11 protein-coding genes are annotated in these 12,992 nt (G+C 61.9%); 5 read left to right on the top strand and 6 right to left on the bottom strand.

Features of this window, described 5'->3' with window-relative positions; translation table 11 throughout:
* The first annotated feature begins 2 nt into the window (after positions 1–2).
* On the top strand, positions 3–695 hold the full coding sequence (locus PQ627_RS00380) for a hypothetical protein (protein ID WP_274257740.1): 693 nt from the start codon (positions 3–5) through the stop codon (positions 693–695).
* Positions 682–2,031, top strand: a complete 1,350-nt coding sequence (locus PQ627_RS00375) for an O-antigen ligase family protein (protein ID WP_274257738.1) — start codon at positions 682–684, stop codon at positions 2,029–2,031. The genes PQ627_RS00380 and PQ627_RS00375 overlap by 14 nt, the downstream gene beginning before the upstream one ends.
* 43 nt (positions 2,032–2,074) lie before the next feature.
* Here the strand turns inward: PQ627_RS00375 and PQ627_RS00370 are convergent, their stop codons facing one another.
* From PQ627_RS00370 to rfbB, 5 genes are all read right to left on the bottom strand, one after another.
* Positions 2,075–2,908, bottom strand: coding sequence for a glycosyltransferase (locus PQ627_RS00370; RefSeq protein ID WP_274257736.1), 834 nt, complete (start codon positions 2,906–2,908; stop codon positions 2,075–2,077).
* Positions 2,908–4,941: a WecB/TagA/CpsF family glycosyltransferase gene (locus tag PQ627_RS00365; protein ID WP_274257734.1), complete on the bottom strand. Its 2,034-nt coding sequence runs from the start codon at positions 4,939–4,941 to the stop codon at positions 2,908–2,910. The genes PQ627_RS00370 and PQ627_RS00365 overlap by 1 nt, the downstream gene beginning before the upstream one ends.
* 130 nt (positions 4,942–5,071) lie before the next feature.
* On the bottom strand, positions 5,072–6,316 hold the full coding sequence (locus PQ627_RS00360) for a hypothetical protein (RefSeq protein ID WP_274257731.1): 1,245 nt from the start codon (positions 6,314–6,316) through the stop codon (positions 5,072–5,074).
* Between the two features lie 200 nt (positions 6,317–6,516).
* Complete coding sequence (locus tag PQ627_RS00355; protein WP_274257729.1) at positions 6,517–7,890, bottom strand: sugar nucleotide-binding protein; 1,374 nt, start codon at positions 7,888–7,890, stop codon at positions 6,517–6,519.
* A gap of 27 nt (positions 7,891–7,917) precedes the next feature.
* The gene (rfbB, locus tag PQ627_RS00350) at positions 7,918–8,916 is read right to left on the bottom strand and encodes a dTDP-glucose 4,6-dehydratase (RefSeq protein ID WP_274257727.1); all 999 of its coding nucleotides are present in this window, start codon (positions 8,914–8,916) and stop codon (positions 7,918–7,920) included.
* 53 nt (positions 8,917–8,969) lie between these two features.
* On the opposite strand from rfbB, the gene rfbA reads away from it, so the two are divergent.
* Positions 8,970–9,836, top strand: a complete 867-nt coding sequence (gene rfbA, locus PQ627_RS00345) for a glucose-1-phosphate thymidylyltransferase RfbA (protein ID WP_144658838.1) — start codon at positions 8,970–8,972, stop codon at positions 9,834–9,836.
* Positions 9,837–9,839: 3 nt separating this feature from the next.
* On the opposite strand, the gene PQ627_RS00340 is transcribed toward rfbA, so the two are convergent.
* Positions 9,840–10,772 carry an aldo/keto reductase gene (locus PQ627_RS00340; RefSeq protein ID WP_274257724.1) on the bottom strand — a complete coding sequence of 311 codons (933 nt, stop codon included), beginning with the start codon at positions 10,770–10,772 and terminating at the stop codon, positions 9,840–9,842.
* Positions 10,773–10,824: 52 nt separating this feature from the next.
* Here PQ627_RS00340 and PQ627_RS00335 point away from each other — a divergent pair, with 52 nt between their 5' ends.
* Positions 10,825–11,658, top strand: coding sequence for an undecaprenyl-diphosphate phosphatase (locus PQ627_RS00335; protein ID WP_262275034.1), 834 nt, complete (start codon positions 10,825–10,827; stop codon positions 11,656–11,658).
* A 15-nt stretch (positions 11,659–11,673) separates the two neighbouring features.
* Positions 11,674–12,951 (top strand): cysteine--1-D-myo-inosityl 2-amino-2-deoxy-alpha-D-glucopyranoside ligase, encoded by a 1,278-nt coding sequence (gene mshC, locus PQ627_RS00330; protein ID WP_274257723.1) that lies wholly within the window; start codon positions 11,674–11,676, stop codon positions 12,949–12,951.
* Positions 12,952–12,992 lie beyond the last annotated feature (41 nt).

Raw genomic sequence — 12,992 nt, 5'->3', positions numbered from 1 at the left:
CCATGACGGCCGCCATCCTTCTACGTATCCTGGTCAGGCGCTGGTACATAGTGGCCTTCGGCCTTGCCATTGGCCTTGTGTCCTTGGGGGCGGTCCGGACATCCGAGCCTGTTTACTGGACCAAGGCCGAAGTCACCTTCGTCGCACCGGACCGCGAACCCGCCTACTGGATCCCCGGCGACGACTATGCGTCCCTGGTGGACTTTGCGGCCATGGTGGAACGACGCGTCAATTACGACTCGGCCTCGGTTGACCTCACCCTGTCCAGCGGGACCCTCTATGGCGCCGGCGTCCGGCATGGTTACTCAGTAACGTTGCTCAACAGTGGCGGGCAGTGGGCCAAGAGCTTCCGGTGGCCTGTCTTGTCCGTTCAGGTGGTTGACTCCAGTGCACAGACAGTGAAGAACGTACTGGGTGACGTCGTGGAGCGTATCAAGGCGGCCTCCACCGAACTCCAACGGGAAGCAGGCGTGCAACAAGCGCTGATCACCACCCTTACATCTCCCTCAAGTCCGGAAATCGTGTTTGGCGGAGGAACGCAAACAAACCGCGTGAAAGGGGCCGTTTTCTGGATGGGCATTGCCGCCACTTTGTCAGTCCTGGCCGCGGTTGCCATCGATTCCCGGCCGCGACGCCCCCGGGCGGCACAGACAGATCAGCAGCAGGATAAGGTGACATCCCGTGTACCGGGCTAATGGGCTGCTTCATCGCGACAGTGTCCAGGGGGCTACCGGGAAATCGGATGCGCCGATCTTCCTCACCATCTATCTGGTACTCACGTGCGCTCTGCCATCGAATCTTGTCATCGCGTCCCTCGGCTCCATCGGCCGGCCCAACACACTTTTCGCGATCCTGGGTTTGGCATGGTGGGTCCTGCACCAACTTCTGCGCACCACCCCGTCGGTCAGGCGATTCCACCCCCTGCGGGCAGCACTGTCCGCGTTCCTCATCGTTGCAGCATCCAGCTACGCATACGCCATGGTCAGAGGTCTCCCCGAAACCGAGGCCAGCCCCGCCGACGCCGGGCTCATCAGGCTGGCGGGCTGGGCGGGAATCCTGCTCATAGCTACCGATGGCCTGACCACCCGGGAAGGGGTCAGGACACTGCTGCGCAGGATCGCCCTGGCGGGAGGACTGACAGCGGCACTGGGTTTGCTGCAGTTCGCCACCGGCTCATCCCTCATTGAATGGATCAGGATACCCGGTCTTAGCCTCAGCTCCGAGATTGCAAACATCGATTCCCGTGGCGGCTTCGTCCGTGCGGCTGGCATGTCACTGCATCCCCTCGAATACGGGGTAGTTCTGTCCACCTCGCTTCCCATTGCCATTACTTTGGCCCTGAACGACACCTCCAAGCGCAGGCTCCTCTGGTGGATCCCTGTTGGCCTGATTGCCGTTGCCGCAATGCTTTCCGTCTCCCGCGCCGCCCTGATCTGCATGGCACTGGCTTTTCTCATTCTCCTGCCGGTCTGGCCCAAGCAACTGCGACGACGGGCCGTCGTCGTCTCGGCGCTGCTGGTCGGAGTGATCTATGTGGTGACCCCAGGCATGATCGGGACCCTGTTCGGGCTCTTTACTATCGGCACCGATGACCCCAGTATCAGTTCCCGGACCAACGGCTATGCCACGGCCTTCGGAATGGCCAGCCAACAGTTGTTCCTCGGACGTGGTTTCGGCACCTTTCTCCCGGCCTATGTCATTGTTGACAACCAATACCTGGGACTCCTGGTGGAACTTGGCATAGCCGGTCTGCTTGCCTTCCTGATGCTGGTTCTCGCCGGCATTATCTGTGGCTGGAAGGCCCGCAGGGCAGCAAAGGACAATGAGCTACGTCAAATGAGCCAATCGGTACTTGCCAGCGTGGCCGCAGCTGCCCTTGCTTTTGGATTCTTCGACGCTTTTGCCTTCCCCATGGCGGCCAGCCTCCTGTTCCTCATGCTGGGCATATCAGGTGCATTGTGGAGGATCGCGCACCGGGAAGCCGCTGAGGCACACCTCAAGGAAAAGGCGGTCACTTCAGGGGAGCAATGAACCCATCCCGGAACAACCACAGGCAAGCAACAGTCAACGGCCTCTAGCGACGACTCTCATCCCGGTCCCATACGGGGGACGAGGCCCGGGACCTTGGACGACGGCGCCCCGCCACCGCGAACACTGCATAGACGACGGCGTCACAAGCCGTCCGAGGTCCACGAACCGACCCCAGCAACTGGCGAACCGTCCGCAGCAGGGAGGCCCCGCCTGACACCTGGTCCTGTTCGGCATTACCCCGATAGGTGCGACGCAACACAGCCAACAACGCAGCGGATGTCCGGGGCGTCCGGACTATCACCGGCTCCGTGGGCAGGACAGCCTTCTCCTGCGCATCAAAAAGCCTGTCCACAAAATAGTCGTCCCCTGTCAGTGCGGGGAAGACGCCCATGCGGCTGTGCCCGGAACGACTCAACGCATAAGCACCGGCGCCCCACAGTCCCTCCGCATTGCCCGGGATCCTGCCGCGTGCACGGTAGTAGGCCCGCACCGGCCCCGAAGCTCCGTGCGTGTCGTAACTGAACGCCGGCCGGGCAGCCAACAAAGTTCCATCCTGCAGGGCTGCAAAAACATCCGCAAGAGCTTTGGAGCTGACCTCTATGTCGGCATCCAAATAAAGGCGCGGCCACAAGCCGGTGCACTGATCGCCGGCATTCAACGCCGCGGTCTTTGACGCCTCTGCAACATGCAGGACGGAGACCCCCTGCCATCGCGACGCGATCACTTCCGTAGCGTCCGTACACCCATTGCAGGCCACTACGACGTCCACAGTTCCCCAGCTGATGACTTCCCTCAGCGACCCCAGGGTTCTGTCGATTACCGCAGCCTCATTATGGGCGGGGATAATGACCGCTCCCGAGGGATACCCCGCACCCACTAGATCTCCCTTTCGACTGGCCGCACGGCATGTGGGAGGCGATCCCACCGCCGTCGGCTTGTCAAAGCCCACGCAGCATCGCGGTGACCGGATTTCCCCAGCCGCGCCACCTCCGCGGCCAGGACAGCGCCACGAAAGGCCACCAGCCGCGCCGGCCCAAGATACTTTTCCCCATATCGGACACGGTTCACAGACATCAAGGCGACGAGCTGCGGAGAAGCCCCGGATCCACCCCGCGTATGCCACATCCGGGCGGCCGGTTCGAACCAAATGGAATATCCAGCCTCCCTCATGCGGTGGCAGTAGTCGGTTTCCTCCGAATACAGGAAGAAGCGCTCATCCCAGGCACCCACCAGCTTGGCGGCCGCTGCGTCCACCAATAACGCCGCGCCAGTAGCCCACTCCACCTGATGCCCATGCAAGTAACTCTCCTCATCGACATCCATCTCCGACAACCACGCCGGACGGGATCCAAAACGGCTGCCCAGGGCCGCATCCCCAAGCGCTCGCAGAACTCCCGGTTCCCGCCTCAGTGAGGGGTAGACGGTGCCGTCGTCCTCCAACAGGACCGGCACAACCATTCCCGCCCCGGACTGTTCCAGGCGTCTCCGCATTGCCAGCACAGATCCTTCCTCGACGCGGAGGTCCGGATTGAGGATGAGGTAGGTACGGGCTTCTCCGGCGGCTGAGAGTGCTGCGTTGATTCCGCCGGCGTATCCCAGGTTTCCCCCGGTCCTGATGGCGATGACGTCCGGATGCCGGGACAGTTCACTGATGGTGCGGTGGTTGGGGGAGTTGTCGGCCACCACCACTTTCAAGGACTGCTCCTGTGCTTCCTTGCGCAGGCTCAGGATCAAGGGCCCGATGGAGTCCTCGTTGTTGTAGGTGACGACGACGACGGCGACATCCGCGGTGGAGCTCGGTGGCATGAAGGACCCCGGAGCGCGGCTGGGCTCACGCTCCGGGACATCCACGCTGTGGACAGCGGTGCCCTGCTGGGCGGCATCCGGGTTCAGGCGTTGCCCCGGGACGACCGGGGGCAGCGCCAAACCGCTGTTCCTTCGCAGCCGCACGTAGGCTTCCGGTCCGTCCACGAGGTATCGACGGGCAAGCCGTCGGGGTTCCAGTGCCAGCCGCCAGGCCCACTCGAGGCTGTTGGAACTCACCCAGGACGGGGCCCGCTTGATGTGCCCTGCCAGAAAGTCCACAACGGCCCCGAAGGCTAGCAAGACTCCCGCACCCGTCATGGCTCCATATTCCGAGATCCAGAGTTCCTGCCGCGGCTTGCCCAAGCCGACGATCAGAAGGTCGGGTGCCGACTCCGAAATCATGCCCGCAAGTCGGCGGGAAGCCTGGGGGTCGCCAAGAATGGTGCGCGCCGGCGCCCACCACCCAACGATCTTCAGCTGTGGCCGTTCCACTTTGAACCTGTCGCGGATCAGACGCTGGGTTTCCACCGACCCACCAAGGAAACCCACCGTAAGCCCCCTCCGCTCTGCCGCCTCCAGCAAGGGGCCGACGAGATCGCTGCCTGCCAGCCGAGGCCAGCTTCTTGACGTCAGGCGCCGGGCCTGCGTCGCCAGCGGGGCGCCGTCGACAAGGGTCAACCACTCCACGGCACCTGACTTTTCAAGGGTGCCCGACCAGCGGCCACCTGAACCAAAGTGGCGGATATGGTCCAGATTGGCAGAGCACACGCCCAACGGCGGGGCATTGACACCGCTGGCCCTGCCAAGGATCTCCTCAATGGCTGGCTGGAATTCCATGAGCTTGACCGCGACGCCGCCCAGGTTCACCCAAGGGTCTTCGGGGGCAGCGCCCAGGGGGCGTGGTGCGGTTCCGGGGCGTGGGGCCACGCGGTGGGGGAATGTCAGGTGGGGGACTACCCGGTGAATTGCTTTCCGGGTCGGCAGGGATTTCGGCAGCAGCATTCTTGGCTCCAGGATCGGGTCAAGCTCAAGGCATAACCATGTGACCCACGACCCCTGGCTGCTGCACTGCCAGGATTCGCGGATGGCGGGCAGGCCCGCCATTTCGACATGTTTTCTTGAGTTGTCTCCCGGCCTCCTGCCAGAGGCTGCCGTAGGGCTACTTTAGGACGACTTTCCCGTGTTCGCCAGCCTTTTCCACGGGCCTTTACGGCTACGGAGGCGCTTCGGCTCCCTATAGGGCGATGCGGTACACATGATGCGTGTACTCGTTCGGGAAATCATCAGTAAATTTCCCCCCTTGTACTGGAATGGAACGGTTTTCGTCCAGCACTTCCACGGTGGAACCCGTTATCCCGGCAGGGAGTGTGAACGTTCTGCTGCCGGTGGCCCCATCGTCGGTCATCGCAAAGACATAGGCGCTTCCGTCCTTGGCCTTGAGCATGGTGTCTGTTCCGTCGCCAAAGTCCCAGACATAGGACTGGGTGTTGAGGATCGGCGCCAAGGCGCTGATGGCGTGGTTCACGACCCCCACTGCAGCGACCTGTGCCTTCAGGCAGTCGGCGCTGTGTTTCCGGGCGTCCTGGAAGGCGTCACCGGTGATGCAATCGTTGACTTCCTGTTGGTCCGGGGACTGGCTGAACCAGACAATTCCCCTCGCCTCGTGAATAACCGACGCCCACACCTGGGCCTTGACCTGCTCAGGGCCCAGCTGCTTGTAGCCGCGTGTTGAGCCTCCGGTGCTGACCACCGTGGGGAGCGCCCAGAGCGGCGCCTGGACACCGCGCGCGGCATTGACTTCCTGCTGTAGCTGCATGATTTTCCCATAGCTTGAGGCGGTGCGGCAGTTCGATGCGGTGATGGGATTCTGTCCGTTCGGCGTCCGCCACCTTAGCGTGCCATCACCCCAGTCGCATTGCGGGACGGAGTAGAAGTATTGGTCCACGGAGTTCACGTTCGCGGTGCTGTAGTAGTCCGTTGAGAACTGCATGGGCACGTCATAGGTGACGATTCCCGAGGTCCAGTTCGCATAAGTGAATCTGCCAGTCACTGCAGGATCGTGCTGGGCCGCCAATTGCTTCATATGTGCCAGGCCTGGCACGGGTTCATACCTGCCATCCACTTCATCATCCAGAACGCTGCCCACCTGCCGGTCCCAGTTGGCAGGAGCGTCCGCGGGCGCGAAAAGGGTAAACATACCGTGAGCCGAGATGGCTGCACTGGACGCGTCCGGGTTGCCCTGAACGTACGTATTGATGCCCAGCGCTTTGTCGTACTTCAGTTGCGCATCGCTGCCGGGGGAGCCGTACCAGATGGCGATGGGGAAAAAGGAGGGGTCATTCCAGCCGGCTGCGGCGGCTTTGGAAAATTGCCGCCAATATGCCGGGCCGCCCTCCCACGGAATCCTCGGGAGCTCATGGAGCGCAGCTGCGGGTTCCATGGACGTCGCTGTGGGTTCCGGCTGGGGAGGGGGAGCCACGCGTGGGACAGTTCCTGGAATCGTACTTGCCCAGAACAGCAAGCCAAGTGTCAAGGCCATCGTCGTGACGTAGCGAGCCCTCATAACGTCATCTTCTTCCGCAACCCAATGATGAGTACCTCAAAGGATGACATCCGCTCCACAATTCCGTAAACCGCCGTCGTGTTTCAGCCGGACGTGCGCAACCTCGCGTGCGTTCGCTACCCCTTGAGGTATTCCGCCAGACGCTGTGACCCATCCGGGGGAGTGAAGCCCGCGGAGGTAATTTTGGCCAGGTCCAGCACGCTGTGGACCGGCCGTGGAGCTGTGCCTGGTTGCGCGTACTCGGCTGCACTGACGGGACGAACCAGCCCCGGATCCGCACCGCAAAGCCGATAAACCTCCGCGGCGATTGCCGCCCAACTTCTCGGCACCCCACTGTTACTGATGTTGTAGGTGCCGTACGGTGCCTGTGAATCCACCAGATGCCTGATACCCGCGGCGATATCCACCGCGAAGCTCAGCCGGCCGATTTGGTCATCCACCACGTTCGGTGATGCTGCTTTGGCAGCGAGGCCGGCCATGGTCCGAACAAAGTTCTTCCCGTCACCCACAACCCAGCTCGTCCTGACGATGTAGTGCCTCGGGACGGCTGCCACAGCCATATCGCCGGCGGCCTTGCTCTGCCCGTATACCCCCAACGGAGCGTATGCCTCATCTTCCGTGTGCAGTTCCGCAGTGCCGTCAAAGACGTAGTCGCTGGACACATGGACCAGCGTCAGTGAATGTTCGACGGCGGTACTCGCCAAGCGGGCGACGGCGGCTGCGTTGACGGTCCAGGCAGCTGTGCGGCCTTCCGGAGTTTCGGCAGCATCCACTGCGGTAAAAGCTGCAGCATTGATGATCGTGGAGTAGCTGCGCCATGCCAGCGACCGGAAGGACTCCTCGCTGGTGATGTCAAAATCCCGGCGACCGGCAAAGTCGACCGTTCTGTCGCCGTCGAATGCCTGCCGCAATGCGGCCCCCAATTGGCCGTCGGCTCCGAGGACGAGAGTCCGCCGTTTTTGCAGCGGGGCAACGTGGTCAAGGCGCGGATGGTTCTTGTCCTGTTCGGAGACCACAGCGCGGCTGAGGGGGATCGGCCACGGCACGGAGACGTGTTCGTCGGCCAGATTCAAGAAGGTGTAATCCTTCCGGGCCTCCGGGCTCCAATGGTCGTTGACCAGGTAGGTGTAGGCGGTGTCGGGTTCCAGTGTCTGGAAGGCGTTCCCTACGCCACGTGGCACGAAGACAGCTTGGCCCGGAGTCAGCTCCGCGGTGAACAGGACCCCAAAGGTAGGTCCCTCGCGAAGGTCAACCCACGCCCCGAAGATACGCCCGGAGGCCAAGGAGATGAATTTGTCCCAGGGTTCGGCATGGATGCCCCGGGTAGTGCCGGGAACGGCATTGAAGGAGACGTTGTTCTGGACGGGACCAAAATCGGGCAGCCCGGCGGACAGCATCTTGCTTCGGTGCCAGTTTTCCTTGAACCACCCGCGACCGTCGGCATGCACAGGAAGCTCGAACAGCAACAACCCAGGAATGGGGGTTGGCACGGAGATTGGTTCCCTGGCATCCACGGCTTAGTGCCCTTGGCCGGCGTATTTTGACTCCGTGGCCGCCTTCTGGGGCCGCCACCACTGCTCGTTGGCCTTGTACCACCGGACGGTCTCTGCCAGGCCTGAGTCGAAGTCGGAGAACCGGGGCAACCAACCAAGTTCACTGCGGAGCTTGCTGGAGTCGATGGCGTAGCGCAGATCGTGTCCCGGACGGTCATTGACGAGGTCGTAGGCGTCCGGCTGTTGTCCATTCAGAATCAGTAGCTTCTCCACCACCTCACGGTTCGACCGCTCCCCGTTGGCCCCGATCAAGTAGGTCTCGCCGATCCGCCCCCGTTGGAGGATCGTCAAGACGGCCGAGGAATGGTCCTCCACGTGGATCCAGTCGCGGACATTCAGTCCTTGGCCGTACAGCCGGGGCCGCAGTCCGTCGAGGATGTTGGTGATCTGCCGCGGGATGAACTTCTCAACGTGCTGGTATGGACCGTAGTTGTTGGAGCAATTGCTGATGGTGGCTTGGAGGCCAAACGAACGCACCCAAGCCCGGACCAACATGTCCGAACCGGCTTTCGTAGCAGAGTAGGGGCTGGTGGGCCGGTACACCGAGTCCTCAGTGAATTTACGGGGATCATCCAGCGCCAGGTCTCCATACACTTCATCGGTGGAGATGTGGTGGAAGCGTGTTCCGTGCTTGCGGGCGGCTTCGATCAGGGTGAACGTGCCCATCAGGTTGGAGTCCAGGAAAGGACGGGGATCATCCAGCGAGTTGTCGTTATGCGACTCGGCCGCAAAGTGCACCACGGCATCCACTGAGGCCGTCAGTGCGTCCACCAGACCGCCGTCGCAAATGTCCCCTCTATGGAATTCGAAACGGTTTGAAGGCAGTCCCGAGAGCGACTCCATGGTGCCGGCGTAGGTGAGCTTGTCCAGGACAGTGACATGAAGGCCAGTGTGCTCCATGATGAAGTGAACAAAATTGCATCCGATGAATCCGGCCCCGCCGGTGACAAGGATTCTCTGCATGGCCATAGCGTAACCGTCCCTGACGGTGATGTGCAGCGGGAGAGGACAGTTAGATGCGCGGAATTATTCTTGCCGGTGGCACGGGCTCCAGGCTCCATCCAATTACGCTCGGAATCAGTAAACAATTGGTTCCGGTCTTTGATAAACCAATGATTTACTATCCGCTGTGCACCCTGATGCTCGCTGGAATCCGCGACATCCTTATCATCACGACACCTGCGGATGGTCCCCAATTCGAGAAGCTCCTGGGGGATGGCTCGCAATTCGGAGTCAATGTGAGCTATGCCCGTCAACCCACACCCGACGGACTTGCCCAAGCCTTCATTCTCGGGGAGGAGCACATCGGAAGCGGCAAAGTGGCGCTCATCCTGGGCGATAACATCTTCAATGGTCCCGGCATGGGCAACCAGCTCCGCCATTATGCCGATGTCGACGGCGGCGCAATCTTCGGATACTGGGTCAAGGACCCCTCTGCCTACGGCGTGGTGGAATTCGATGATAAAGGCCTGGCAATTTCGATTGAAGAGAAGCCCTCGGCACCCAAAAGCAACTATGCAGTGCCCGGACTGTACTTTTATGACAACAACGTTGTCGCCATGGCAAAGGAGCTGCAGCCATCACCGCGCGGGGAGCTGGAAATAACCGACATCAACCGCAAATACATGGAGCTTGGGCAGCTGCATGTGCAGAAGTTTCCGCGGGGGACCGCCTGGCTGGACACCGGAACCTTCAGTGATCTCAATGATGCCTCCAACTACGTCCGTACCACCGAGAACCGGCAAGGGTTGAAGATCGGCGCGCCGGAAGAAGTGGCTTGGCGAATGGGATACCTGACTGACGACGAGCTCAGGCAACAGGCGGCCAAACTGGCCAAGAGCGGCTACGGCAGCTACCTGCTGGACATCCTGGACCGGCGCTGACCCTTACGCCGCGGAAACATCCTCAAGCGCACGTGCAATCTCTGCCGGGAGAACCGCCAACTGCGCATCCAGCAATTCCTTGAGCTGAACCGCGTTCCTGGGTCCGACAACCGCAGTGGACACCCCCGGCCGGGACAGCAGCCAGCTCAAGGACACGTCCAAGGGAGAACGGCCCAGCCCACGTGCTGCCATCGCTACTGCTTCCACCACCCGCGATGCCCGCGGTTCCAGATAGGGCTCGACGTACGTTGCCAGCCTTCCCTGAGCCGCTCGGGAATCCGCGGGAATTTGTCCCCGGTACTTGCCGCTGAGAACCCCGCGCCCCAAAGGGGCCCAGGTCATCAGGCCGAGGCCGGCGTCCTCGACGGCGGGGATAAGTTCTTCCTCGGCTTTGCGGTTGAGCAGAGAATATTCCGACTGGTTGGCCACCAAAGTAAAACCTGCCACTGCCGCGGCCTTGGCCGTCTGCCAGCCGTTGTAATTGGAAATGCCGACGTAACGGGCACGTCCGCTTCGCTGTGCCAGCTCCAGAGCCGAGAGCGTTTCATCCAACGGCACGTTCGGATCCCACTCCTGGGCGAACCAGATGTCGATGTAATCCGTTCCGAGCCTTGCCAGGCTCGCATCCAGCGCAGAAAGCAGCGCCCCCCGGGAGGCGTTGACACTGCGGCGCGTTTCCGACGACGACACGCCGGCTTTGGTGGAGATGACGATTTCGGACCGGGCGACGACGTCTCCGAGCATGGAGCCCAGCATCGCCTCGGCCCGTCCCTGCGCGTAGGACGCGGCAGTGTCAACCACTGTTCCACCTGCTGCAACAAACGCGTAGAGCAGTTCGGCAGCGTCCTGCTCATCGGTTTCCTGCGCCCAGGACATGGTTCCGAGGGACATCGACGACACGCGGAACCCACTGTTCCCGACATAACGCTGCTGCATAGCAGCTAGCTTACGGGCAGTTACCAGTGTTCATGACGTAGGGTCTATTCACGTGAACTGGATAGAAGCAGCCTTGCTGGGCCTTGTGCAGGGCCTCACCGAATTCCTCCCGATTTCCTCGAGCGCGCATCTGCGGATTGTCGGCTCATTCCTCCCCGATGCAGCCGATCCCGGGGCGGCTTTTACGGCCATCACCCAGCTAGGTACCGAAACCGCCGTCATCGTCTACTTTTGGCGTGACATCGTCCGCATTGTGCGGGCCTGGTTCGGCTCCTTGACGGGCAAAGTCGAACGGAACGACCCCGATGCCCGCATGGGCTGGCTGGTCATCCTGGGCAGCCTTCCCATCGTCATCCTTGGACTGCTGTTCCAGGACCAAATCGAGTCAGTGTTCCGCAGCATGTGGATTGTTGCCACCATGCTGATTGTTTTCGGCATGATTCTCGCCGTCGCCGATGCCATTGGCCGGCAGGAGCGGGATCTCAGCCAACTGAGCTACAAACACGGCATCCTGTATGGCTTTGCCCAGGCAATGGCGTTGATTCCCGGCGTTTCGCGCTCCGGCGGCACCATCACGGCCGGGCTCCTCATGGGTTACACCCGTGAAGCGGCCGCACGCTACTCCTTCCTTCTCGCCATTCCGGCCGTGTTCGGCAGCGGCCTCTACCAGCTTTACAAAACAGTCACGAAAGAGGGCCTGGCCGGACCTTACGGATTGCCCGAAACGGCACTGGCCACGGTCATCGCCTTCGTTGTGGGTTACGTCATCATCGGCTGGTTCCTGAAGTTCGTGTCCACACGCAGTTACCGGCTCTTTGTCTGGTACCGCATCTTCCTTGGGTTGGCCTTGTATGTCCTGCTCGGTTTCGGTGTGATCAGTGCCTAGCACTAAGGTTGAGTCGTGAAATCGTGGATCTCCCGCCCTGTACCTGAACTGCCCGGCAGCATGCCGCCCGTACGGCTGTACGACACCGCTCTGGGCCGTGTCGTGGAGGTGGAACAACAAGCCGAGCAGTCGATGTACGTCTGCGGCATCACGCCCTATGACGCAACGCATATGGGCCATGCTTCGAGCTATGTAGCGTTCGACCTCCTGAACCGCGCTTGGCGTGATGCAGGGATCCGCGTGTCCTACGTTCAAAACGTCACGGACGTCGACGACCCCCTTCTTGAACGCGCCACCGCTACCGGCGTGGACTGGCGTGAACTGGCTGAAAGCCAAATCGAGCTTTTCCACACGGATATGGACGCCCTGAACGTCCTGGCCCCGGATCATTACGTTGGCGCCGTCGAGGCGATCCCCGACATCGTGCCAGCCATTGAACAGCTCATCGCCGATGGTGTCGCCTACCGCGTTCAAGGCTCCGACGGAGAACCCGACGGAGATGTCTACTACGACGTCGAAGCCGCCGGAAAGAGCTCCAGCGCCACGGATGCCTGGACCCTCGGCGATGTATCAGGCCTTGGTGAAAGCGAGATGCTCGCGCTGTTCGCCGAACGCGGGGGAGACCCCGGGAGGCCGGGCAAACGGAACGCCCTTGATCCCCTCCTGTGGCGGGTGGCCCGGGACGGTGAACCCAGCTGGCCGGGAGCCGGCCTCGGTGCCGGGCGGCCAGGCTGGCACATCGAATGTACCGTGATCGCGCAGAAGTATCTTCCGGCGCCCTTCACGGTGCAAGGTGGCGGCTCCGACTTGATCTTCCCGCACCACGAAATGGGGGCCGGCCACGCGTACTCCCTCTCCGGAGTCCCGTTGGCCCGTCACTATGCCCACGCCGGCATGGTGGGTCTGGACGGAGAGAAGATGAGCAAGTCCAAGGGAAACCTGGTTCTCGTCTCCAAGCTCCGTGCAGCCGGTGAAGAACCAGCTGCCATCCGCCTGGCGATCCTGGCCAACCACTACCGCTCCGACTGGTCGTGGACTGATGAAGACTTCGCGGCGGCCAAAGACAGGGTCGCTGTTTGGCGGGCAGCCTTGGAGCAGGCTCCAGCCGGTTCTGCGTCCGGGCTGATCGCGGCCATCCGCAAGGAGCTGGCCGAGGACCTCAATGCGCCAGGTGCGCTGGCCGCCGTCGACCATTGGGCCCAGGAGGCAGGACGTAACGGTGCGGAGAAGTCCGCTCATGATGCTGCCCTGGTATCCGATGCCGTCAACGCTTTGCTGGGCGTGGAACTCTAGACCGCGCCGGAAAGAAGCAAACGGCCCCGACATTCGTCGGG

Source organism: Paenarthrobacter sp. AB444 (assembly GCF_028736865.1).
GTDB classification, from domain to species: Bacteria; Actinomycetota; Actinomycetes; order Actinomycetales; family Micrococcaceae; genus Arthrobacter; species Arthrobacter nicotinovorans_B.
This window is presented reverse-complemented; position numbering and strand designations above follow the sequence as displayed.

Bases quoted from the DNA above. Each gene is read 5' to 3' on its own strand.
- PQ627_RS00380 (WP_274257740.1), top strand. From the start codon at position 3: ATGACGGCCGCCATCCTTCTACGTATCCTGGTCAGGCGCTGGTACATA.
- PQ627_RS00365 (WP_274257734.1), bottom strand. From the start codon at position 4,941: ATGGCGGGCCTGCCCGCCATCCGCGAATCCTGGCAGTGCAGCAGCCAG.
- rfbB (WP_274257727.1), bottom strand. From the start codon at position 8,916: ATGCAGAGAATCCTTGTCACCGGCGGGGCCGGATTCATCGGATGCAAT.
- rfbA (WP_144658838.1), top strand. From the start codon at position 8,970: ATGCGCGGAATTATTCTTGCCGGTGGCACGGGCTCCAGGCTCCATCCA.
- PQ627_RS00340 (WP_274257724.1), bottom strand. From the start codon at position 10,772: ATGCAGCAGCGTTATGTCGGGAACAGTGGGTTCCGCGTGTCGTCGATG.